We start from the raw sequence: 22,217 nt of genomic DNA on the forward strand, positions 1-22,217 counted from the left end.
GTGGGCAACGCGGTGTCGCGCGCACTGTTGATGCCGAGGTGCTGATCCTCAGCCGCAACCTCAGTCCGATCAGCTCGACCTACCCCGAGATCGTCGCGGCCCTACGCACCGCGACCGGTGGGCGTGATGTCGTTGTCGACGGCGAGATCGTGGCCCTCGACGGCGGGAGGCCGTCGTTTGCGCGGCTGCAACGGCGCATGCACACCCCGCGGCCCCGACGTCCGTTGTTGGCCGAGGTGCCGGCGGCGTTCTATGTGTTCGATCTGCTCGAGGTCGACGGCCACGACACCGCCGCGCTGACCTACCTCGAGCGGCGGCAGTTACTGGGCGAGGTCGTCAACAGCGCCGGTGCGGTACAGGTGACCCCGTACTGGCCGGGCGCGGACCCGGCGGCGATGGTCGCGATGGCCGCCGAGTTCGGTCTGGAAGGTGTGGTCGCCAAGCGCAGCTCCTCGGTCTACCGGCGGGGCCTACGCTCCCCGTCGTGGATCAAGGTCCCGCTACGGGCCAGCGCGGAGGTCATCGTGTGCGGCTGGACCGGCAGCCCGACCACGGTGCGCTCGCTGCTCCTGGGCGCCCTGAGCCCGTCGGGCGAGCTGGTCTATCTCGGTGATGTCGGCACCGGCTTCACCCAGCGCCAGCGACGCGAGGCGGCGGTGATGCTCACCGAGATCGCGGCCGCCGACCACCCGTTCACCGCCGGCACCACCCCGCACAGGACCGGCAGTGCCCACCTGCGGTGGGTGACACCGATGCTGGTGGGCACCATCGAGTACCGCGAGTTCCATCGCCGTGTGCGCCATCCCTCGTGGAAGGGCTTCCGCAACGACAAGACCCCCGGCGAGGTGGTGTGGCCAGAACTCGACGCCTTGTGATGCTGTCGCACACCCGATTGCGCGCGGCGATCAGCGGGGGAAGGGTCGGCCGTGTTCGTCGAGATGAGGGGTCAGGGTCACCCAGATCATCGGATTGTCGGAGTCTGGTAGCAACGGTGTCGCCACCGCGGTGATGGTGACAAGGTCTGCTCCGCACCGTTCGCAGAGTTGGTGCTCGTCGGAGGCAACGATGACCGCGCAGGTGTGGCAATACCGGGCTGGCACTTCATAGTCGGCCATCTCAGTACCTCCCTCGATTTCTGGCGCGTAGACCGGCCACGAGCCGCGCGAGAGTCGTCATTGCTTACCGGTCGCTGGCCGGGTGGGCGATGGCGCGGAGCTGCTCGATCGCGGCTTCACGGACGGCTTTCTGGCTAGCCGAACCGGGTGGGGAGATGTAGATCCCGGCCCAGATGCCGGTGAGGTGGGCGGTGTCGTCCAGGGCGACGCGTGCGCACGCTTGCCTGATTGGACAGCGCCGGCAGGCGGCCATCTCCGCGTGCCCGGCACCCGCCCGGGCGGTCGACAGCCGATCGGGGAACCAGGCGTCGGGGTTGCGGGCACACGCCGGGATGGCGTCGGCGGGTAGGTGGCGGGCTGGGGACTCGACCAGCGCCCAGGTGGGGCCTTGGGTGGCCGCGCGCCGGTTGCGGCTGGGATACAGCGGCGCAGTGTGGATATCGCCGGGGATGACGGGTGTGCTCATGCCCCGCCATCGTGGTCCGAAGCGGTGGCGGCCACCGCTGGCAGGTTGTCGAACAGGCCGGTGACCGCGGCGTGGGCGGCAGCGGTCTTGGCCGCCTTGATACTTGACGCGGCGGCGGTACCGCGGGCGGGTCCGGCGGTGAGCGTGACGGTGAAGGTTCGTTGATGGGGTGGGCCCTCAGGGTGGGTGTCGACGTGCAGTTCGCCGGCGCCGATGGTGGGCGCGAGGGTGGTCAGCCAGCCGACCGGGTTTTTCAGGGCGTTGGCGCGGCGGCGCGCGCGCCGGGTGTCGTCGTCGCCGCCGAGCGCGGCGTGCAGCGCGAACGCATCCCAGGCCCTTGCTGGCGTGGGGGTCCTCGGGGCCACCGGGGGCGGGGTGTGGTTGGCAGGTGTGCACGCCGGCGCCACCGCCGGTGTCGGCTCGGGCTCGGATGGGGCGGGTGGTGGTGTGGCGGGGTTCGCCGAGGGTGCGTGGCTGCCGATGATATCGAGCAGGTCCCACAGGGCAGCGTGCTCGGTGGCCTTCTTGACCGGTCCGGTGTGCCAGCGGGTGGTCATGTCCTCGAGGTGGGCCCGGGTGGCGAAGGTGCGTTGATGGGGTGGGCCGGTGATGTCGATGTCGAGGGCGGGGGTGACGATCTGTCCGCCGTCGATCTGCTGGAGTGCCGAGATCGCTGACGGCGCCAGGTACGCGTGCTCGGCACGTAGTTGTGCAGTGAGGTTGCCGCGCAGTGTCTTCCAGTCGGGGTGATCGGTGGTGTAGAGCACCGCGAGGTGACCGGCGTGCAACCGCCCAGCTGTGGCCCGTTCGGTCAGTTCGGCGGCCACCGACTCCGGCGGTGCGGCCTGGGTACCCAGGCGCAGCATGCGCAGGAACTCGCGGTCGTTCATGTGCGACAGGTCGCCAGCGGCGATCGCCGCTTCGTTCGCTCGGCGGGTACGGGCTTTCTGCGCTGCCTCAGACTCGGCGTTACGTTCGGCGGTGATCGCGGCCAGGGCGTGGGCGATGGTGGCCAATTGCTCCGCGGTGTAGGGCAACCCGGTGCCGTCGAGGTGGGCCAGGAGTTGGCGTTGGGTGACCAGGTCGGCGTAGCGCCGCAACGGCGAGGTCGCGTGCGTGTAGGCCGGGACCTGCAACCCGATGTGCCCGCGGACGGTCGCGCCGTAGGTGGCTTTGGAGATCGCGGTGTTGAGCTGTCCTTGCAACGCGGCCAGCTCGGCGGTGGTGGTGACCGTGGACAGCGCAGCGGCCAAATCAGCGAGCCGGTCGACGTCAGCGGGCGCGACGGGGTTGCGCAGGTGGTTGCGGAACAGGATCGGTAGCTCAGCGTCGATGGTGTACTGCGCCACAACAGAATTCGCCGCGATCATCATCTCCTGGACGATCACATACGCCGCAGCGTTGTGCCCCTCGGGCAGTGCCAGCAGGCGGCCGTCTTCACCCGAGACCAACCCGCGGGTGAGGTCGTAGACCACAAACGCCCCGGCTGCGCGCCGCCGGCCGGTCAACACCTGCGCCAACTGCGCGGCCGCCGACAACTGAGCGTGATGGGCGTGGTCCGGGTCCTCGAGGACCGCGGTGACTTGATCGTGGGTGATCGCCACACACGACCCCGCCGGCAACACTTCACGGTCGAGGCCGGCCAGAGCCACGTCGCCGGCAGCGCTCACCCGGAGGCGGATGGCCAGGGCCTCCCGATCCTGGGTGGCCGACAGGGTCGCGGCCTGCTCGAGCTGCGCCCCGAGCATCGGCACCGTGCCTGTGGTGCGGTAGCGGGTTTCCACCCGGGTCGCTGCCGTGCGATCGGCTGACGACCCGGCAGGTACCAGATCGGCGACGTTGGCCACGAACACCGCGACGTCCCATCCCGTGGTGGTGGGGGTGATAGTCAGCGCGTCATCACGGTCCCGGGTGGTGGACGCGTCGATCATCAACGCGGACTGCGTCACCGGTCGATCAGCGGCCATCTCGGGCGGGCGTCCTCAGGCGCTGCGACGCGCACGTCGCTGCGCGAGGTCGTCGGCGGCCGCCGCTGCGGTGGGGGTGGCGTCTTCGGCGGGGAACTGGTGCACGGCGCCGGCCAGGTCGGTCAGGGTGTGGCCGACGGCGATGGCGAACACGCCTTGCCCGCCGTGGAGCAGGTCGATGATCTCGGCATCGGAGGTCGCTTCGTAGACGGTGGTGCCGTCGCTGACCAAGGTCGTTTGCGCGAGGTCGGTGGTGCCGCGTTCAGCGAGGAACTCGACCGCAGTGCGGATGTTGCGCAACGAGATCCCGGCGTCGAGGAGTCGTTTGACGATCTTGAGCGCGAGGATGTCGCGGAAGCTGTAGAGGCGCTGCGACCCCGACCCGGCGGCGGCTTGCACGCTGGGTTCGACCAGTCCGGTGCGCGCCCAGTAGTCGAGCTGGCGGTAGGTGACGCCGACGATCTCCAGCACCGCCGGCACCCGGTAGCCGGTCGTGGGGGTGTCGACCGTGGCCACGGTGAACAGCTCGGGGGCCAGCTCGTCGAACGAGCCCTGGCCTGCATCGTGTGCCATCGGCTGGTGTCCCTTCGGTGTGGTGATCGTGGATCTCGGGTTGATGTCAGCGTATCGGGCCTCAGACAGCCGCGGCGGCTCCGCGGGCTCAGTTGCCCGACCGCGTCCTGTTCGGCTGCCTGTGTCCCGTTCAGGGCGCGGGAGCGGCGCGGTGGGTGCGGAAGCGTGCCGCGAGGTCAGGGTTGGTGGTGGCCAGGATCGCGCAGAACCGGTCGACGTCGACACCGAGGGTGTAGCTGGCGGTGGGCAGGCTCAATGAGCCGGCGGCGTGGAAGGCGGCTTTGACCGCGGAGGACTCCCCGATCGCCAGGGCCTCGCCCCGGGCGTGTTCGACCCGGTCGACAAGCTCCACGAGGCCGTCGAGGTTCAACAGATCAGCGGTCATCAGTCGGGGAGCTCCCCGACGTCGAAGAACTGCGGCCACTGGAAGAACCCGCCCGATGGGGAGGGCTCCCACGTGTAGGCCTGCGACAGCCGGTAAGTCCACACCCGGTCCTGGTGGGTGATGTCGATGTAGGTGACGCCGTCGACGGTGCGCCGGCGGATGTGTCCGTCGTCGGTGCGCCACTTGGAGAACGCCGCCAACCGCGGCGGAGCCTCGTCGGCTTCCATCGTCAGCGGAAAGTCGGTGAACACGCCCTTCTCACACTCGTAGTGGCCGAGGTCGTGGACGGTGACGTTCACGTGTCGCTCCCAGACAGCCCCTCGTACGACGTGGATGCTTCGTCGAGCGCGCGAGTGGCTTCGCGGTCCCATCCGCTGCCGAAGCCGAGTTCGATGCGGTAGCGCATCTGGTTCACCCACGCTTGACGTTCTGCCGGAGCCAGGCGACGAAGCTGCCACATCACGTAGCCGTATCCCGATCGTGGCCCGACATCCAATGGCGCATTCACCATCCGGTGATCTCCGTTCTTTGCTGATGCCCATTCTGAACCCGTCCTGCCGACCCGCGTTACGTGCCTCGGAGGCCAGGCAGCACAGGCGTAGGTTCTCGGCGGGCCCGCCGTTCACTGTATTTCGGCGAACAGGTCGAGTTGTTGCCCGGCGTATCCGTAGGTGTGGCAGGCGCATTCGCACATGTAGTGGTCGGCAGGGGCGACGATGCGGGCTGAGGTGTTCTCGGTGTAGCGCGACCATCCCGGCCGGAAGGTGGCGACGTATCCGCGGGGACCGTGGCGCCGTCGGGAGGCGTCGTGGCGGACGCTGACGTAGCTCGGCCGAGCGCGGCCGTGCCAGCAGCCCACGTGGCCGGCCTCGGCGCAGTGCGGTGAGAGTGCCGGCGGTTGGGTGCAGGGCAGGGTAGTGAACCATTCGGCGCGGGCGGCCTCGAGTTCGGCCTGGGTGTGCAGGTCGATGGCTTCCAGCGCGATCGCGGTGAGGGCGGTCAGGTTGCGGCTGCGGGTGGCCCAGGCGTGGTGTGCGCGCTCGCGTAGCTCGGCGGGTAGCGCCTCGGCCCACCGGCGCAGACGCGCCAGGGTGATCGACACTTCGCGGTGCGGTGGCTCGAACCGCAGGCGTGAGGGTTGTCCGGCGTGGGGGCCGGTGGTGAATCGGTCGGTCACCTCGTAGTGCGCCCAGGTGCCGGTGAACCGTTGGCCGGTCACCTCGTAGTTGCGGCCGAACCCTCCCCCGCTTCTGCGTGACTCGCGGAGCCGGCGGCACTCCTCACCCGGGTTGGTGATGACCGGGGCGATGATGTGGACCCACTCGCGCAACAGGTCTCGTTCATCGGCTGAGAGGGCAGTCATCGAGTACTCCTGGCCGCTGCTGGTCGGGGGTGAAGGGCCGCCGCGGGGTATTGGTCCCAGAGACGGCCGTCGAGCTCGCGGCCGGCGGCCTTCTTTCCGACGCGGAAGGTGGTGTGCAGGTGCGCGCGGTTGTGCCCGGCGCGCAGCGCTTCGCCGTAGCGGGGCCCGTCGGGGTAGGCCAGATCCCCGGGAGCGTAGAGGGTGCCGTCGTCGGCGATCGTGTGGGCGTTGCGGTAGTCGGCTCGGCCGGCGGCGTCGAGGGGCGCTGCTGGTGACCACTGCCCGTGTTGTTTGAACAGGAACGGCACCCCGGCGGCGACGCACTGGTCGCGCAGTCCGCGCGCCCAGTTCAGGTGCATCGGCCGCGCCCTCGGTCCGGACTCGCCGCCGACGATCACCCAGTCGAGGTGCGCGTGGTCGGCGTGCAGCGGGCAGCCACGATTATCCAACCCTGTGCAGGCACAGAGGTTGATCCCGCCGAGAAGTGGTTCGGCGCTGATGAATCTGACGGCGGCGGGGGTGTCGAGGAGTGCGGGGATGCGGATGCCGGCCCACTGGTGGTTCTCGGTTGAGACGCCGAGCCAGACGTTCGGCAGCGGCCATGCCGCGGTGGGAACGTCTGGATACTTGACGATCCCGATTCGTTCCCACAGCTCGGAGGAGAAGCCTGGGTCGGACAGCAGTGATCGCATCCGGCCGTGGCGTTTGGTGAGGACTTGGAAGGTGTGCCGGCGAGCCATCGCCATGACGGCGAACACGTCGATGATGTAGTCGTCCGGGACGTCGTGGTGGAACAGGTCGCTCATGCTGTTGACGAACACCATCCGGGGGCGTGTCCACCGCAGCGGCTGTTCGAGGCGTTCGGGGCGCAGGGTGACCTTGAATCCGTCGGGGTAGGCCGTGGTGCCGGCGAAGCGGTGGGCGATCGTCTCGGCATAGCAGTGGTCACAGCCTGGTGAGACTTTGCTGCACCCGGACAACGGATTCCACGTCTCGTCGGTCCATTCGATGGAGGTGCTCACCGGTGGACCCCGCTGGTAGGGGTGGTGGCCTGTGGATCGTCGTCACTGATCGCGGCGGCCGGGTTGATCGCGGTGTCGGCGTCGAAGCCAGACACGGTGCGGTCGTGGTCTTTCCCGGCCGGGCAGGTGGCCATGTGCAGACGTCGGCCGGTGTCGGGCAGGACACGGTCGACGAAGCATCGGTGGTCGCAGTAGCGGCAGTAGGCACCGGGCATGGTCAGTCACTCCTTGTGGTGGGTGTCGGGCCTGTGGTCGGTTCCCAGGAGCCGGCGTCTTGGTAGTCGCTGTCGTCGAGGTCCCACCATTGGCCGGTGTGGGGGTCGAAGACGGTGTCGTGGCGGCAGTCCGGGCAGCGGTGCACGACCAGCCGGGCGTGAATGTGGCGGTCGTGTAGGCGGCCCCGGCCGATGGGGATGACGTTGGGGCCGTATGCGATGGTGCGGGTGCCGTGGCAGGTGAGCGGCCTGGTCGCCGAACCACAGTTGTCGCATCCCTGTGTGCGTGGTGGCGGACAGAGGGTCACGGCGGGCATCGGTTGCCAGGGTGACCAGTCGACCGGGTCGCCGTCCCAGCGTGGCGGCAAGTCGTGAGCGCGCAGGTTCAGGCTCAACTGGGTCACCGTCGATCACCGCCCCGCACCGTGTGGCTGTGGCGGCTCAGCTCGAGGTAGTAGGCGCAGTCCTCGCAGAACCCGGTGTCGGGGTCGAGGCAGCAGCGTTCGCAGTGCTGGTTCTCCTGGTGGCAGTCGCAGTCGCAATCGGCGCGTATTCCTGTTGTCGCAGTGTCGGTTAGGGCCGTGCTCATGACCTCTCCCTACTCGTGGACGGAGGTGTCGTCGTCGGTGTGGGGGTCGGGTCCGAAAGCCAGCCAGAAGCCCAGTATCAGGGTGAGGACGGCGACGACGACCGCGGTGAGCGAGGCCCACACCGTATCCAGGAGCATCGCGCACACGTAGGCGATCACAACCGCGATCACCGATTGGAAGTAGCTTGTCAGCCGGTCGCGCAGGCGCCAGATGTCGTAGAGGAATGCCATCTGCAGGACGACGGCGCCGGGCGCGAGGATGACGATGTAGGTGTAGTAGTCCATCTCGGCTGCTCCTGAGGTTGGTGGTCGGGTTATCCGCGGGGGTGGTAGGTGAAGTCGGCCAGGGCGGGGTCGGCCATGTTGACGACGCCGACGCATGCGAGGTCGGGCAGGACGAGGGTGCCCGCGGTGGTGGTGACCTGAATTTGGGCGGTGGCCCCGAGGCGGGCGACTTGGATGACGCGGGCGGCGCGGTCATGGGTGATTGCCGCGGCCACCGGCTGGGCATGAGGGCCGGACCACAGGTGATCGCCGGTCGGTGCAGGGGGTCGCACGATCCAGTCCCCGGCCAGCAGGTAACTGACCAGGGTGATCCTTGGCGCACCGGTGATGAGCGTGAATCGGCGGTGGTGGCGGGCTCGGACCCGGTCGTGGGTGAGGGCGCCGGCCACAGCGGCGGCGCACAGGGCAGCCAGGGCGGGCACGATCATCGGTCCGACCGGCAGAAGCCCGACGAAGTAGCCGACGATGACCAGTGCGGCGAAAGCTGCACCGAAACTGGCCACTTGCGCCGAGCGCGGATCGGCGTTGCGTTCGTGCACGGCGACGGTGCCGGTGGTGTGGTCGGTGCCCGGGGTGGTCGGGAGTGCGAACAGGCGGGTGTCGGGGCGTAGCTGCGCGGTCTGGGCGGCGGTGGTGAAGGTCTGGGTGGCGCCGAGGGTCATACGGGCTTCATCGTCGAGCACCGGTGTGACGTAGCCGCATTCGGTGCAGATCCACATCGGGTGTCCGGCGGATTCGTGGGTGCCGGCGACCATGGGTTCCGGGGTGCGGTGAAGTGGGCAGCTCACCGGGTGTGTTTGGGCGACGTTCCACCGTGACAGTTCGATGAAGGTCAGCGGGTAGGAGTCACCGGTCGGAGTGGTCACTGCACGGCCTCCTGCGGATCGAGGACGAGTGTGGGTGCGACGGCGCCGGTCAGCAGCAGCCGCGCGCCGTAGAGGTGGCCGCGGATCGCGGGGTGGGCGGTGGCGCGGATCTGCTGGTTGATCGAGGCGGCGATGAGGTCGCGGACCTCGACGTCGGGCAGCCCGTCGACGCCGCCGTAGTTGCGGGGGTCGCAGTAGTTGAGGTGGCGGGCGACCGCGGCGTGCACGGTGCGCTGTTCGGCGTCGACGTCGCGATTGGATGCCAGGACGCGCCGCTGGTGTTGGGCGATGAGCATGCGCAGCTCGGCCCGTGCGGTAGGCACGTACTCGAAGTCGTCTTCGCTGGGGTGCGTGTCGACGGCGAGCTCGCGGGAACCGACCTCTCGCGCGGCGGTGGCGGCCAGGTGGCGGATCGCGGCGGCGAAAAGCCCGCAGGGTGCTGGGATCTGGTTGACGGCGGCGATTTCGTCGCAGGCCAGGGAGAACTCGATCGACTCGAACACCCGCGGGTTCAAGTGCCCGAGGACGGTGAAGGTGGTGCGCACTGCTGGGTGCTCGGCGAGCTGAGCCACCGTCCAGGTGGCCGGGTCGCCGGCGGGGTGTGCGGAGTGAGTGCTCATCGGCTCGTCCTCAAGGTGGTGGGGGGTTATCCGGCGGTGCGGTAGCCGGTGTAGATCTCGGCGATGATGCGGTTCAGGGCGGCGCAGTCGTGTGGGGAGAGTGCGGCGAGGATGCCCGAGTCGGTGTGCGCGGTGAGAACCGCGGTGCCGATCACCGCCCGCGGTTTGCCGACTCCGGCTGTGGCGATCTGGGTGGCCACATCGTTGTAACCGATTCCACCGACAGTCACCGTGGATAGGGGTTCGAACAGTGTCCACAGGTCCAGGTGATCCGCGAGGTGGGTCAGCGGCAGCGGATTGAGCGGCCCGCCAACGACTTCGCGCAATGCCTGCTCGGGATCGTTCGCCGGAAGCTCGACGTACTCGGTGTCACCGCGATCGGTGAGAACCAGCGCTTTCATCCTTGCCTACCTTCCGTGGTGTCGATCGCCGTCGTCGGCGAAATTACCGCAACAGGTGAACCGAACTGTACATGCACCGTTTTGTACATACAAGAGGGTTTCTGTACCGGAGGGGACATGTACACTCCGGTACATGTCTGTCGATCGTGAGGCCGCCGAGGAGGCGTTGCGTGAGTGGAAGCGGGCCGTCGACGTCCGCGATCGACTGATTCGTGACGCGTTGGCGGCCGGGGTGACGATCAACCGGATCCACACCCTGACCGGAATCAGTCGCACCACGATCTACCGGCTGCTCGATGGCGTTGAGGATCGCTGAGTATCCAGTCGGCGCAGCCTTATTCACACCCGCGATTGCGGGCACTCCTCCGGCGATCATGCGATGTCCAGCCGCGGCGCCGAGACGATCCCCGTGCCGGCGTGGTGGGTGCGGGCGTGTGTTTCGCCGGCGACGTTTTCGCTGATGTGCCACCGCGCGCGGGGTCCTATCGCGCGGGTGGCGGTTTGGGCGTGCCGTGTGAGGGTGCGTTCATCGGTGTGGGTGGTGACCTCGATCGCGCCGTCGTCGGGGTCGATGACGACGAGCACCCACACCGCGGTGTCGGTATGGGCGCGGCCCAGGCGGGCGTTGACCTCGACCGGTCCGCCGGGGGTGGCGCCGAGATGGTCGGCGGCCTCGACGACGCCCTGGGCCAGGCCGAGGGCGATCAGGCGGTTGACGACTTGCTGTTCGGTCGCGCCGACCAGCGAGCCGAGTTGGGCCAGGGTGGGCCAGCCCGCCGCCCAGGCGGCGCGGAGCTTTTGATCGGCGCGGTTGTCCCACAGGGGGATTCCCTCACTGTGGCAGTAGGTGTGTACCGCGGCGCGGAACTGCTCGACGCTCAGGCGTTTGGTTTTGCGCATCCCGGGCAGACCGCCGCCGGCAAAGCAGCTGCCGACGGCGGTCACCTCCCGGGCCCGTTTGCGCACCGCCTTGACTGATCGGCCTAGACGCTCGGCGAGTTGTTCGTCGGTGGTCTTGGTCGCTCCAGTACCCCAGAGGGCCTGCCACATCGGAAGGTAGTCGCCTTCCCATGTCCAGGTGCCGTGACTACGAGTGCCGGGCTCAGTCATGGTGCGCTCTCTGCTCGTGTGTGGGTTCTAGGGGACGAGGAGGTAGTAGGACACCGGTTTGTGGGGGAAGGCGGTGCCGAAGCCCATGCCCTGCAACCCCGATCCGGTGCGCAGGACCTGGGTGACGGCTTTGCCGCCGCGGGGTCCGGCGACGATCCGCGCGAAGGGGCGCAGGGTGGCGGGGAAGGTCCAGTTCGCGCGGACTCGCATGGTGCACACCGGGTTGCGGTGCCATCCGGGGCCGTCGCCGGTGAATCGTCCGGGCCGGTAGGTGATGAACACGGTGCCGGGCTGGCGGGGGTCGGTCTTGGCGCTGACGCGGATGGGGCCGCGGCAGTTGTCGTGGTTGCCCACGGTCCAGATGTCGTCGCCGGCGATCGCCAGGCGCGGCGCTTCGGCCGGGCGCGCTGATGCGGTGCCGGCGCCGAGTCCGGCGGCAGCGGCGAGCACGGCCAGCAGTAGTGCAGTGGCCGCCAGTACGGGGCGGGCCAGGGGGCGTGTGGTGGTTGTCATGATGTGCCTTTCCTCGGTGGGTGTTGTGCTGGTGTGCTTGAACATTCGGTGTTGTCGTCGGGTGCGCGGATGGTGTCGGCGAGGTGATCGGTGACGTAGTCGAGGCTTCCGGTCCATTCCATCCACCACTGCCCGTCGAGATAGACCGACGCGCGGTGCTGCACACCCAGGCGGGGGTCGCGGTAGGTGGTCAGGGTGTGGGTGAACATGGGGCTCAGGCGCAGTCGATGTGTGCCGACAGGTGGAATTGCTGTCCGGGCCCGTAGGGCGAGGTCCAGGTGTCGGGGACGATGGCGTGGGCGGCGATGTCGACCTGGTTGGGTTGGGACCAGTCGATTTGTGGTGTGGGGGTGGGGATCTTCGCTGCGTCGAGGTCGGCTTCAAGACCGCGGTCGGCGTTTTCCACGCGCATCTGCTGAGAACCGTGGGCCAGCAGGATCTTCCAGCCGTTGGTGTCGGTGATCTTGACTTTGAGTTGGTCGTCGCGGCCGGTGCAGGTCACCTCGAGGTCGTCGGGTGCGGGATGGGTGATCTCGTTCGGGTCGAGTCTCTGGCCCCAGCCGAGCACGATTGCGTCCAGATCGGCCTCGGCCGAGGGCACTGTCGACGGACTGATCGCCTTGGCGCTGCGGCTGTCTGGCGCGTCGTCGCCGCATCCAGCGACCAGCACCATCGCCGCGGCGGCCGCTGCTGTGATGATGGCGGCAGGTAGTCGCCTCTTGGTTGGCACGTCGTGGTCCTTTCGGTGGGCACACCCTCTGGGATGTGCGGTCTTTCGTTTGGGGAACGCATGGATGCCGGGGCCCGGGCCGCACGGTGGCGGCTCGGTTCCCCGGCATCCGTGGTGCGCCCGCACCCCTCGTTATCGGCGGGCGTGTCTGGGGCCGGGGTTGGCCGGCTGCTTCTTCTCCTGGGGCCAGGCGACGTCGATGCCGGGCACGACCTGCTTGAGCTGGTCGCTGGCCTGGCGGGTCCACTGGTTGACCGTCTTTTCGGCCTGGTCCTTCGCCGCACCGAGCGCGGCATACGGGGCGCGGGCCTGCTCACCGCTCCAGTTCGCTTCCAGGTTGCGGCCGCCGACGTTGACCTGCGCGTTGACATCTCCGCGCATGTTGACCTGGTAGTGCACGGCCGGCAGACCGGCCTTGGCCGCCTGGTCGGCGGGTAGGTGCACCTCGAACTGGTTGGCGCCGGGGTTGTCGATCACGACCTGCTGCTGCGGCTTGCGCGGCTGCGGGCGGACCGGTTCGGGTTCCCCGGGCAGCCGGGGGCGGTCCGGGCGTGCGCCGGGGTCACCAGCGCCCAGGGCGTGAGCGATCGCGCCACCGGCGACACCTCCGACCACGCCACCGGCGATCGCTGCGGGGATGCCCAACAGCGCGGCACCGGCCGCGGCGCCGATACCGGCACCGACCGCGGTGGTGTAGCCGGTCTGCGGACCGGGCACCGGGAAGGACCCGACACCGAAACCGATGCCGGCGCCGATCGCCGCACCGCCGAGACCGCCGACGACCGCAGCCGGGATGCCCGCAGCTGCCGCACCGGCGGTACCGCCGAGGGCAACGCCGATGATGGTGGCTGCGGCCTGGCGGGAGGCCTCGTCCTCGGGCACACCCACGCTGATGAGGCCCTGGGCGATCTTGGCTTCGCCGTAGGCAGACCACTCGTTGATCGAGTTGCGCTGGCGGTCGGTCAGCCACGGTGCGTCGCGCTTGAGCTGGTCTTCCTCGACGACGAAGTTGCCCACGCGCAGCGTCTTGGGCGGCGGGGCGATCGGGCGGACCGGCGCGACCGGGCGCGGCAGGGTGTAGGCCCGCGGCGGGGCCGGGTTGTAGGCCTGGTCATAGGTCGGCTCGTTGTAGACCTGCGGCTCGACGTAGGGCTGGTACGGCGCTTCCTGCGGGGGTGCGGGGATCACACCCGGCCCCGGGTCGTAGCTGGGCGGGGCTTGCGGCGGAGCCACCGGGGGCGGTGCGACCGGCGGCGCTTCGGGGGTGACCCCACCCTGATCGGGGGTGGATTCCGGGATCACGCCGCCCTGTTCGGGATCGGCCAGCGCCGGCGCGGCCGAAAGCACCGCACCGGCCAGCGATGCGGCGACTGCGGTCGAAGCGATCGTGGCGCGCAGTGCCCGTCGCGCGGCCCGCGGCGGGGGTGCTGCGTGGGCGCGCGCCGCGGCGCGGTCCTCGGTCAGGGTGTTCATCATCGGTGGGGTTCCTTTCGCGGAAGTGGTGTGTCTGCGGGGTGGTTTCAGGGCTTGGGGGTGTCTTTTTCGATGGCGGCGATCCAGTACTTGCCGCCGATCTCGGTGGTGGTGATCTTCTGGTTGATCACCCGTGGCTCCCCGATGGGCGGGATTTCGGTGAGTTCGACGCCGTAGACACCGCGGCCGCGGTCGGTGATGGACAGGCAGTAGCGCAGGTCCTGGTCGAGGACGTCGATCGCGGACTGGATCTGGATGGCGGGGGCGACTTTGCCGTTGGAGGACACCATTGCTCGTGCGGCGGTGCCCGAGCGCCAGGTGTAGTAGGCGTAGTCGAAGGCCTTGATGACGTTGGCCCCGGAGGTTTGATCGCCGGGGTCGCGGCCGGTGGTGGTGGCGCCCTCGGTGCGGGTGGGGCATTCCACGGCATCGGAGGTGGGGTCGGGGGTGGCCATCGCCTCGACCGGATCGGCCGGGCCCTGGGAGTCGCCGCCGGAGAACAGGCCACCAGCCAGTAGCCCTGCGGCCACGGCGAGAGCGATCACCGCGCCGGTGATCACCAGGATCGGTCGGCGGTGGTTGGCCCACACCTGACCCAGCCGGCCGCCAGGCTGCTCGCCGACGTCGTGTGCGGCGGGGGTGGGTCGGGGCGGGCGGGGTACGTGCGGGCCCACCCCGCGCTTACCGGTGGGCATGGGGCGCGCCGGTCGGGGGGCCCGTGTGGGTTCGGGACGGGCCTGCGGCGCGTCGAGCCCGTGCCCGCCGGGAGCCTCTGCGGCGCCGCCGGTGGGCACCTGTACCGGCCCGGTTGGGGCGGCGGTGGGCCGGGGGCGTGGCGGCGTCGGAGGAGCCGGCGGCGGTGCGACCGGCTCTGCGGCAATGGGTTGGGTGGGGATGGGCTCGGTGGGTGCGGGGTCGTTCACGGTGAAGTCGGCAGTCTGGGTGACCTCGTCGTGGGCAACCTCGTTGTCGATGGCGTCGCTGTGAGTGGCGTCGTCGACCACGTCCTCGAGCAGCGTTTCGACGTCGTCGACGACCGGTTCTCCGGTCTCGGTCACGAAGCCGTCCTCGCGCAGGTTGGTGGCCGGCACGGCGGTGCCGTCGTCGGCGAGGACCATCTCGGTGGCTTGCCGGTCGCCATCGACGAGCAGCAGACTGCCGGCCGCGCCGTCGCCGCGGCTGGTACGCACCAACACAGGCGTCTCGAACAGACGCGCTTGCTCGGCGACGTAATCACCGACCGCTGCGCCGAGATCGCCGTCGGTGGTGACGGTCAACTTCTTCACCACGCGGCCTTGCGGAGTAAGCACATCGGCGCTCAGATCGTCGCGGATGACGACATCGATCGTGGGGGTGGTCATCGCCTACGTGCCTCCTTTCCGTGGTCGTTGTCTGTGCCAGGCGCCGGTCAGACGGTGACGCCGTTGTGCTGGTGGTGTTCGCCGGCCTGGTGCGCACCGCGCTCGCCGGGGCCGAAGTTCAACTCCGCGAGGAGCTTCTTGGCGGCGTCGGCGGCCTCGGTCGCCGCGGCGTGGGCCTTGTTGCGGTGCTCCCCTTCGGGCAGATGGTCGAGGGTGTCGGCCTTGGCCTCGGCGGCGTCGATGATCTCCTGGAGGCGGTCGGCGGCGATCCCGCCACCGTCGCGGGCTTTGCCGATCCAGGCCGGACCCGCGTAGAGCACCTCGCGTAGCTCGGAGATCAGCGGGTCTTTGGCGCCCTGGCGGCGGAACGGGGTCTCCATGGCCTCCCACTCCTGCTCGGTGGGGTTGATGGTGAGGTTCAGACGCTCAGACATTCACGTGCCTTTCTCTAGGGGTATTGGTTGGACGGAAAGCGGTGGATAGCTCGGCAGCTATGCGGGGACGGTGGTGGTGGTGTCGGCGGCGGCGAGGAACGCGGGTTCGTGTGGGCGGTAGCGTTCGGTCACGGTCTGGCGGGTGCCGGCGATCTGGGCGCGGATTTCGGTGGCGCCGTTGTCGGTGGTGGCCACGGTCAGCACGGTGGCTTCGGTGAGCTGGCCATCGATGTCGACGAGGATCGCGGTTCCCTCGGTGAGCTGGTTGGCCGGTAGCGCATCGGGCAGATCGTCGGGCGTGGTGTCCAGCGAGCGGCCGCCGATCAGCATCGGTTCCGGTGCGAACTCTTTCTGCATCGACATCTGTTGCTCGTCGCGCAGCAGTTCGGCGAGTTCGCTGGAGTAGCAGGTGACCGAGGGGCCTTCGTCGGGGGTGAGGCTGGTGATGAGCGCCTGGTCTTTCGCGCTCATGCGGTTCCACTTGTTGGGGTGGCGGTCAAGGTTGGGCGTCCACCACACCTGCGCGTCCATCGGGTTGCCGTCGAGTTTTGTGGCGGTCGCTCGACCGGGAACCGAGGCGTCGACGTTGCGGCCGATCTGCGCGTCGCCCCACAGCATCATCGCGCCGTCTTGGGACAGCGAAGCCAACGAGGCGCGGGTCTTGAAGTTGTCGCGCACCGAACCGGAGTTGGCGCCGAAGATCTGGGCGTCGGGACGCTGCACCCCGACGAGCATGCGGATACCCGAGGAGCGTGAAAGTGCACCCAGTTCGGCGATCGCCCCCAGCGGGTCGAGGCTCTTGAGGAGGTCTTTGGTGTCCTCGTCGCCGGACTTAAGCATCCGTTGCCAGGCTGCGGACAGGATGAAGAACTCGTCGAGGACCACCACGAGCATCGGTAGCTCTTTGGCTTCCATCTTGTTGATGCGCACGTAGTCCATGCGTGCGTGCATCTCGGTGCACAACGCCCGCACCAGCATCGCCGCCCGGACCGGGTTGATGATGACCGCGGCGACGCCGGGATGGTCATGGATGCCGTCGAGTTCGATCTTCTTCGGATCGACCCCGATGACGGGCACGTTGCGGCGGACGAGTTCGGTGATGACCGACAGGATCAGGGTGGTCTTACCGCCACCGGTCGGGCCGATGACGAGCATGTGCGGGGCCGAGGACGAGGTGGAGATGTTCCACACCGCCAGCTGGCCGGCTTCACCGGTGGCGTAGGGCACGTGCAGCCGCTCATCGTCGGCGATGTCGAGGGGATGATCCACCCGGGTGGGCAGCGGCGCCTTGAGTCCGAGGTCGACATAGCCGCGGTCGACCCGCCACGTCACATCCCACAGATGCCCGGACTCGTGGTCACCTGCAAGCTTCACTAGCGCGTCGGCGACTGTATTCTGGTAGGACTCGTTGCCCGTCTTGAGGTTCGGAGTGAACCCGATCCGATACCCACTCTCGTGGCCGGCCTCGTCGTGGCCCAGGACGGTGACCGCGGCATCGGGCAGGATCGAGTTCGCGTCCAACGCCGCCTGCAAAGTGCGATGTCGCTGCGACCGGGTATCGGGCACCACCGGCGTACGCGTGATGAACAACCGATCGCCGCGATGGGTGACGGTGTACTCCCACCGATGGTTCTCGTAGCGGTGTTTGACCGCGGCGGTGAGCCTGCCCATCGGGGCGTCGTCGATCACCGAACCGGCGACCAGCTTGATCCGCGCCGACACCAAGCGACCCGGACGCACCCACCACGGCACCCGCACCCACACCGGCTGCTGACGAGTGGCCTGCCACACCATGCGGCGCAACGCGCGGCGATGGCGGAACGCGTTGAACCGCAACCCATCAATGATGGCTACCGCAACGAGCGCAGCGATCACCAACGGCTGATGAGCAAGCACCCACACCACCACCGGATGGGCGAGAACGCTCGCCAGCACGGGGATCGGGGCGCTGATTCCAGCGGTGAACCGAAGGAGCACGAACACGACCGCCGGAATCGCTGAGATCGGGATGAAGCGTGCGCTCTCGACGCCGTTTTGGCTGTCGTTTCCAGCGTTCTTCGGAGCCTTCGACGACGATGGGCCAGCCGAGAACATGTCGCGCACAGTCGCTTCCAACTCACGCGACAACGGATCGGTCACACCCACTCCTCAATCGATCGGTCTAGTGAGTCGAACGTAACCCCGATTTCGCGCCGCGCAACGCACGACTACGGACCAATTTGAGAGCTCCAGGTGCGGCATTCGCAGGCCCCTGCATAGCGCTGCGCAGGAGGCTGTTTGAGCACCACAACTGGCACCTGGATCAAAGATGGTTGAGCCGCGGATTTCTACTAGACGCAGGCCCGCCCCCCTACGGGGGGCGGGCCTGATCCCCGAAGGGGTTGTGCCTCAGAGCGTTCCGCGAAGCGGCTTTTCCGGCTTGTTCGCAGTCGTGCGTTGCATCGGTGAAAACTGGCAGTAGCGTCCAACTCAAGGCAGCGATGTTGGATCGCCCTCTTCACTGAGACCACACTCTGATTGGACCGAGATGATCGAAACGCTCCCCGATGCAATGCTTTTGCTCGCTGCTGCCCACACCCCTTCCGGTGGTGGCGGCAACATGGCGGTACACAGCACCGACTCACTCCTCTTGGCGGCCGAGGGCGATGTCGGAACGCAGACGCTGACGTCGTGGATCAAAGACAACGTATTCGCCGTAATCATCTTGGCCATTGCCTGCGTCGCCGGCATGGGTGCCATGCGGCAGAACGCATCGAAGGTGATCACCGTCGCCGCGTTGAGCGTGGTGGTGCTGATGCTCGTCGGTATCGCCGGTAGTGCCGCGACCCAGCAGACGGTCCAGCAGTGGGCGCTGAGCCTGATCGGGCTCTGAGGACGGCGCTGCACGATGTATCACACCGATGACCTGCTGCACCGGGTCGATCGCATCTACCTTGGCCCGCCCGGTAAGACCGCGCCGGTCAAGATTCGCTACACCGCCTACGGTGTCGGTGCTTTGGTGTTCGTGACGACCACCGTTGTCCTGCGCGGGCTGCTGTCGATTCCGTGGTCGTCGAGTTCGACGCTGATCCTGTTCGGAATCACGATCTTCATCACCGGGCGGTTGATGCGCTTCATCACCGGTGATGTGACGGTGCGGTCGGTGCTGACCGCCGCCTTCAACGACCTTGTAGCGCCGCGGCCACCCAAGACCGGAGCACCGGTGAGTGTGGCGTCGCTGCCCGAACACCGTATGCGCCACAACACCCCAGCCGCCGGCACGCTGGCCGACCTGTCCGACGACCCTTGGAGCGATGCCGCATGAGTGACGACTTCGCTGATCTCTTCGACCCCGCGCGCCGGCGGCCGGCGCCACCGAGTGGTCTGCCGCCTCGAGAGCTGGCGGTCACGCTTCCGCCGTCGTGGCGCGATGCTGAGAAGCGCAAGCGCGCCCAGGAGCGCGAGCAAGAGCGTGCGGCGGCCATGCAGCCGCCGGCCGCGTCTGCGGCGCCGCGGCATTCGGCAGACGAACAGGTCGAGCAGCAACCGGTGGCCGTCGTCGGGGAGTGGGTGACCGCCGGCCAAGATGGCTCCGAGGACGTGTACGGCGGTGACGACGTCGACATGTACGACGAGATGCTCGACGGTGACGCCGACGAGGCGTCGCCCCGCCGGCGCCGGTGGGGCCGCCGAAGCGGGTTGGGTCACGGTGGGAAGAAGTCGTCGGGAGCGGTACGCAAACGCCGCAAGACCGATGTCGAGGCGGCCAGTGACTACCAGGTGGCCTCGGGCCGTCGGGCGTTGAAGCCGCGGATGACCGGAACGGTCGGGCACGTCACGTTCTCCAAGACCGAGGCGATCGCCTGGTTCGTCCAACCCCCGGGGGCGTGGACGATGCGCGCGAACGACAAGCAACGCAAAATGATCGACACCGAAGCGCGGGTGATGGCGCGCCTAGCCGATCTCGGCGTCGAGCAGTTGCATCGCCGGACGGTGCGTACCACCTGGCCGGTGCAGCAATGGGCTCGTCAGCACAACAACTGGGCTCACGGTCGCGACCCGCATACCGATGAGGTCGAGGGCACCGGCACCCAAACACCGCTACCCGACGTCGCTGGCGCCCTGTCGTGGGATGAGTACCTCGCCGGTCAGCAGACCGCCCTGCTGTATGAACACCCCACGGTCAAGCTGCGGTTCTGGGGGATCTACCTCCCCACTCGACCGGCGACGTCGCGGATAGTCGAACAGGCCGCCGCGGCGACCGGTCAGCGGCACGGTTTCGGGGCGTTCGCCTGGCTTCGCCGTTTCGCTGACAACGTCACCGACACCGAGTTGCAGTCCCGGCGCGAATACCTCGCCGAGATCGAGCGAGTGATGGCCACGACCGGGTTCGGTGCACGTCCCGCCCAACCCGGTCAGCTCGACTATCTGCTGCGGCGCTCGGCGAGTCTCGGGCTGCCCTTGGAAGCGCCGCCGAGCCGGTCGGCTGGCACCGCCGGGGATTGGTCGGTCAACGATGTCGCTGCGCTCGCTGATCTCGCCGACCTTGCGGTCGTGCCCGGTGACGACTACGTGCAGGTCAGCGGAACGGTCAACGGCCGCCGCCACACCGGGTTTGTCATCGTGGTCACCGTCGGCCGCATGGGTGCGCTGCCCATCCCTGAACGCATGCTGCCTTGGCAGGTCCTCGGCGATGGTGTCGACGCCACCCTGGAATGGTCCGAGCGGGTGCGGCTGCTCGACGCTGGTGAGGCGCGAAAGGTCATGCAGCGCCAGGCCGACAAGATCAAAGCCCAATTCGATCACTACACCGTCGAACACGACGAAGACCCCCCGCAAGCGTTGCGGGAGCAGTACCAGATGAGCAAGCAAGTCATCGAGGAGGCCGATCACGATCACACCGGGTTCGTCACCCGGGTACACGGCTGGTGGCGCATCGCCGTTGTGGGTTCCTCCCCGGAAGAGGTGCGCAACAAGGTTGCCCGCCTGCGGGAGGTGTACGAACCGACGATCGAGCTGCACGTCGAGCACGGCCAGGTGCAGCTGCTGCGTGAGTTCTTGCCGTGCGAGCCGCAAGCCAACACCGCCCACCAGCGCCGCATGCCGGTACGCACCGCCGCCTCCGGGATGGCCGCCGTGGGTGACCGGGTCGGTGACCGCACTGGCATCATTCTCGGCCGCACCGCGTCGATCGCCGCACGGCCGGTCGCCTGGAACTCGTTCGCCGCGATGGAAGATCCGCTCATCCAGAAGTCCGGGCTGACCCCGATCGTCGGCGGTCTCGGTTCGGGTAAGACGTTCATGGCCGCGCTCTGCGTCTACCAGATGGTTCGGGCCGGCGCCCACGGTGTCATCCTCGACCCCTCCGGGCCGCTCTCGCGGCTCAAACTCATCCCCGAACTGACACCGTTCACCCGCGTCTACGAACTCACCGGCGCCCGCTCGCAACCCGGCGCGCTCAACGCCTACCACGTCATTCGCGACCCCGACCCCGAGGACTGGGACTACAACCCCGATAACGACGAGAACTTCGGCACCGAACCCGACTGGGACTCGCGCGTCGCCGCTGCCCGCAACCGCCTGGCCGCCGACCGTCACGCCGCTGAATCCGAACGGATCTCCACCGTGGTGACGGTGTTCCGGATGATGCTCACCCCCCAAACCCGGGGACTGCGTACCACCAACCAGGTGCTGCAACGCGCCGCGACCGAGGTCGGCGGCGACATCAACCACTCCATGCTCGACCCGCTCAAGTTGATCGAGCGTTACGCCCACTCCGACACTGATGCCCGCCACAGCGCCGAGTTCCGTGAGGCCGCGCAGGCGATCTTCGACGAGCTCGATGCGATGCGCCAGCTCCCCTCAGCTCGTGTGTTGTTCCCGCCGGCGGGCTCGACCGGCCGGGTCCCCCATGCTGATCAATCGGACCGGTTGACCATCCTGACGATGCCGGGTTTGCAGCTGCCGTCGGACCGCATCCCCGAGGAGCAGTGGTCGCCCGAGCAGCGCATGGCGGGGCCGTTGATGCATCTGGCGGCGTGGCTGGCCAACCGGATGATTTACGACATGCCGCGCTGGGTGCGCAAAGTGCTGTTCCTCGATGAGAACAAGTACCTCAAAGAGACTGGCGCCGGGGCCACCCTCAACCAGCGCATCAACCGCGACACCCGCAAGTTCAACGTCCGCGCGTTCGTCGGTTCCCAGCTCGCCGATGACTTCCTCGGCCTCACCGACGGCGGCGACGACCAATCCGCCTTGGCCTACGAGGTGTTCGTCGGCGACGTCGGCTCCAGCAAAACCGCGATCGACGGTGCACTTAAGCTCCTCGGTCTGCCGACCGAGGAAGGGTACGAAGGTGTGCTGGCCGCGATCGGTGGCAGTGAAGACGAGACCCTGGACGAGGATGTGCGGGCCGCGCGCCGTCAAGACAACCGGCCACGCCAGTTCGTGGTGAAGATGGGCGATGACATCGAGTTGATCACCGCGGACTGGTCCAACTTCACCCACCTCGCCCACGTATTCGACATCCTGCGCTCGGACCCCACAGCGTCGCGCACTGCACGACCCACCACCGCGCGGGGAGTTGCCTGATGCCACGCCGCCAGGTCCGGCTCCACCTCACCCACGTCCCCGGCCGCCTACATCGTCCAATGCCTGTGGGGCAACGGATGTCGCGATGGGTGCGGCTGGCGCTGGTGGCCGGGATTCTGGCGTTGGCGGTGTTCGGTCCCCAGGCTTCGGCGAATGCGG

General features: G+C 68.3%; 29 protein-coding genes. 5 read left to right on the plus strand and 24 right to left on the minus strand.

The features are described from left to right. A partial coding sequence (locus AB4Z55_RS00005) for an ATP-dependent DNA ligase (RefSeq protein WP_369518811.1) occupies positions 1-875 on the plus strand: 875 nt, incomplete at its 5' end. Positions 876-905: 30 nt separating this feature from the next. Here the strand turns inward: AB4Z55_RS00005 and AB4Z55_RS00010 are convergent. The 16 genes from AB4Z55_RS00010 to AB4Z55_RS00085 form a co-directional block, all read right to left on the minus strand. After that, positions 906-1,115: a hypothetical protein gene (locus tag AB4Z55_RS00010; protein WP_369518812.1), complete on the minus strand. Its 210-nt coding sequence runs from the start codon at positions 1,113-1,115 to the stop codon at positions 906-908. Positions 1,116-1,179: 64 nt separating this feature from the next. Continuing rightward, entirely contained in the window at positions 1,180-1,581 is a 402-nt protein-coding gene (locus AB4Z55_RS00015) for a WhiB family transcriptional regulator (RefSeq protein WP_369518813.1), read from the minus strand. Further along, on the minus strand, positions 1,578-3,548 hold the full coding sequence (locus AB4Z55_RS00020) for an RNB domain-containing ribonuclease (protein WP_369518814.1): 1,971 nt from the start codon (positions 3,546-3,548) through the stop codon (positions 1,578-1,580). Before AB4Z55_RS00020 ends, AB4Z55_RS00015 begins: the two co-directional genes overlap by 4 nt. Positions 3,549-3,563: 15 nt before the next feature. Continuing rightward, positions 3,564-4,121, minus strand: a complete 558-nt coding sequence (locus tag AB4Z55_RS00025; protein ID WP_369518815.1) for a MerR family transcriptional regulator — start codon at positions 4,119-4,121, stop codon at positions 3,564-3,566. A 130-nt stretch (positions 4,122-4,251) separates the two neighbouring features. Beyond that, positions 4,252-4,506 (minus strand): hypothetical protein, encoded by a 255-nt coding sequence (locus AB4Z55_RS00030; RefSeq protein WP_369518816.1) that lies wholly within the window; start codon positions 4,504-4,506, stop codon positions 4,252-4,254. After that, the gene (locus tag AB4Z55_RS00035; protein WP_369518817.1) at positions 4,506-4,805 is read right to left on the minus strand and encodes a hypothetical protein; all 300 of its coding nucleotides are present in this window, start codon (positions 4,803-4,805) and stop codon (positions 4,506-4,508) included. The genes AB4Z55_RS00030 and AB4Z55_RS00035 overlap by 1 nt, the downstream gene beginning before the upstream one ends. Next, positions 4,802-5,017, minus strand: a complete 216-nt coding sequence (locus AB4Z55_RS00040) for a hypothetical protein (RefSeq protein WP_369518818.1) — start codon at positions 5,015-5,017, stop codon at positions 4,802-4,804. Before AB4Z55_RS00040 ends, AB4Z55_RS00035 begins: the two co-directional genes overlap by 4 nt. A 111-nt stretch (positions 5,018-5,128) precedes the next feature. Continuing rightward, positions 5,129-5,869 carry a hypothetical protein gene (locus AB4Z55_RS00045; RefSeq protein ID WP_369518819.1) on the minus strand — a complete coding sequence of 247 codons (741 nt, stop codon included), beginning with the start codon at positions 5,867-5,869 and terminating at the stop codon, positions 5,129-5,131. Then, positions 5,866-6,891, minus strand: a complete 1,026-nt coding sequence (locus tag AB4Z55_RS00050; RefSeq protein WP_369518820.1) for a DUF5131 family protein — start codon at positions 6,889-6,891, stop codon at positions 5,866-5,868. The genes AB4Z55_RS00045 and AB4Z55_RS00050 overlap by 4 nt, the downstream gene beginning before the upstream one ends. Then, a complete protein-coding gene (locus AB4Z55_RS00055; RefSeq protein WP_369518821.1) occupies positions 6,888-7,106 on the minus strand; it encodes a hypothetical protein in 219 nt (72 codons plus the stop codon). Before AB4Z55_RS00055 ends, AB4Z55_RS00050 begins: the two co-directional genes overlap by 4 nt. Positions 7,107-7,108: 2 nt before the next feature. Next, positions 7,109-7,510, minus strand: a complete 402-nt coding sequence (locus AB4Z55_RS00060; RefSeq protein ID WP_369518822.1) for a hypothetical protein — start codon at positions 7,508-7,510, stop codon at positions 7,109-7,111. Beyond that, on the minus strand, positions 7,507-7,695 hold the full coding sequence (locus AB4Z55_RS00065; RefSeq protein WP_369518823.1) for a hypothetical protein: 189 nt from the start codon (positions 7,693-7,695) through the stop codon (positions 7,507-7,509). Before AB4Z55_RS00065 ends, AB4Z55_RS00060 begins: the two co-directional genes overlap by 4 nt. A gap of 9 nt (positions 7,696-7,704) precedes the next feature. Beyond that, positions 7,705-7,980 (minus strand): hypothetical protein, encoded by a 276-nt coding sequence (locus AB4Z55_RS00070; protein ID WP_369518824.1) that lies wholly within the window; start codon positions 7,978-7,980, stop codon positions 7,705-7,707. 29 nt (positions 7,981-8,009) lie between these two features. After that, a complete protein-coding gene (locus tag AB4Z55_RS00075; protein ID WP_369518825.1) occupies positions 8,010-8,846 on the minus strand; it encodes a hypothetical protein in 837 nt (278 codons plus the stop codon). After that, positions 8,843-9,466 carry a hypothetical protein gene (locus AB4Z55_RS00080; RefSeq protein ID WP_369518826.1) on the minus strand — a complete coding sequence of 208 codons (624 nt, stop codon included), beginning with the start codon at positions 9,464-9,466 and terminating at the stop codon, positions 8,843-8,845. The genes AB4Z55_RS00075 and AB4Z55_RS00080 overlap by 4 nt, the downstream gene beginning before the upstream one ends. A 26-nt stretch (positions 9,467-9,492) precedes the next feature. Then, positions 9,493-9,867 (minus strand): hypothetical protein, encoded by a 375-nt coding sequence (locus AB4Z55_RS00085; RefSeq protein ID WP_369518827.1) that lies wholly within the window; start codon positions 9,865-9,867, stop codon positions 9,493-9,495. Positions 9,868-10,000: 133 nt separating this feature from the next. On the opposite strand from AB4Z55_RS00085, the gene AB4Z55_RS00090 reads away from it, so the two are divergent. Next, a complete protein-coding gene (locus AB4Z55_RS00090) occupies positions 10,001-10,183 on the plus strand; it encodes a hypothetical protein (RefSeq protein ID WP_165631008.1) in 183 nt (60 codons plus the stop codon). A gap of 56 nt (positions 10,184-10,239) precedes the next feature. On the opposite strand, the gene AB4Z55_RS00095 is transcribed toward AB4Z55_RS00090, so the two are convergent. From AB4Z55_RS00095 to AB4Z55_RS00130, 8 genes are all read right to left on the minus strand, one after another. After that, complete coding sequence (locus tag AB4Z55_RS00095; RefSeq protein ID WP_369518828.1) at positions 10,240-10,977, minus strand: hypothetical protein; 738 nt, start codon at positions 10,975-10,977, stop codon at positions 10,240-10,242. A 27-nt stretch (positions 10,978-11,004) separates the two neighbouring features. Next, on the minus strand, positions 11,005-11,490 hold the full coding sequence (locus tag AB4Z55_RS00100; RefSeq protein ID WP_369518829.1) for a hypothetical protein: 486 nt from the start codon (positions 11,488-11,490) through the stop codon (positions 11,005-11,007). Then, the gene (locus tag AB4Z55_RS00105; RefSeq protein ID WP_369518830.1) at positions 11,487-11,699 is read right to left on the minus strand and encodes a hypothetical protein; all 213 of its coding nucleotides are present in this window, start codon (positions 11,697-11,699) and stop codon (positions 11,487-11,489) included. The genes AB4Z55_RS00100 and AB4Z55_RS00105 overlap by 4 nt, the downstream gene beginning before the upstream one ends. Positions 11,700-11,704: 5 nt before the next feature. Continuing rightward, positions 11,705-12,220, minus strand: a complete 516-nt coding sequence (locus AB4Z55_RS00110; protein WP_369518831.1) for a hypothetical protein — start codon at positions 12,218-12,220, stop codon at positions 11,705-11,707. A 132-nt stretch (positions 12,221-12,352) separates the two neighbouring features. Beyond that, positions 12,353-13,696 (minus strand): hypothetical protein, encoded by a 1,344-nt coding sequence (locus tag AB4Z55_RS00115; protein WP_369518832.1) that lies wholly within the window; start codon positions 13,694-13,696, stop codon positions 12,353-12,355. Positions 13,697-13,740: 44 nt separating this feature from the next. Beyond that, complete coding sequence (locus AB4Z55_RS00120) at positions 13,741-15,054, minus strand: hypothetical protein (protein ID WP_369518833.1); 1,314 nt, start codon at positions 15,052-15,054, stop codon at positions 13,741-13,743. A 47-nt stretch (positions 15,055-15,101) separates the two neighbouring features. Continuing rightward, complete coding sequence (locus AB4Z55_RS00125) at positions 15,102-15,488, minus strand: hypothetical protein (protein WP_165631003.1); 387 nt, start codon at positions 15,486-15,488, stop codon at positions 15,102-15,104. Between the two features lie 57 nt (positions 15,489-15,545). Then, on the minus strand, positions 15,546-17,627 hold the full coding sequence (locus AB4Z55_RS00130; protein WP_369518834.1) for an FtsK/SpoIIIE domain-containing protein: 2,082 nt from the start codon (positions 17,625-17,627) through the stop codon (positions 15,546-15,548). 388 nt (positions 17,628-18,015) lie between these two features. On the opposite strand from AB4Z55_RS00130, the gene AB4Z55_RS00135 reads away from it, so the two are divergent. The 3 genes from AB4Z55_RS00135 to AB4Z55_RS00145 are packed head-to-tail and all read left to right on the plus strand — an operon-like array spanning position 18,016 to position 22,058. Beyond that, positions 18,016-18,360, plus strand: a complete 345-nt coding sequence (locus tag AB4Z55_RS00135) for a hypothetical protein (RefSeq protein WP_369518835.1) — start codon at positions 18,016-18,018, stop codon at positions 18,358-18,360. Positions 18,361-18,375: 15 nt separating this feature from the next. Continuing rightward, on the plus strand, positions 18,376-18,792 hold the full coding sequence (locus tag AB4Z55_RS00140) for a hypothetical protein (protein ID WP_369518836.1): 417 nt from the start codon (positions 18,376-18,378) through the stop codon (positions 18,790-18,792). Then, a complete protein-coding gene (locus AB4Z55_RS00145) occupies positions 18,789-22,058 on the plus strand; it encodes an ATP-binding protein (protein WP_369518837.1) in 3,270 nt (1,089 codons plus the stop codon). Before AB4Z55_RS00140 ends, AB4Z55_RS00145 begins: the two co-directional genes overlap by 4 nt. The last annotated feature ends 159 nt before the right edge of the window (positions 22,059-22,217 follow it).

The sequence above is a fragment of the Gordonia sp. ABKF26 genome, assembly GCF_041103195.1.
Lineage (GTDB): Bacteria > Actinomycetota > Actinomycetes > Mycobacteriales > Mycobacteriaceae > Gordonia > Gordonia terrae.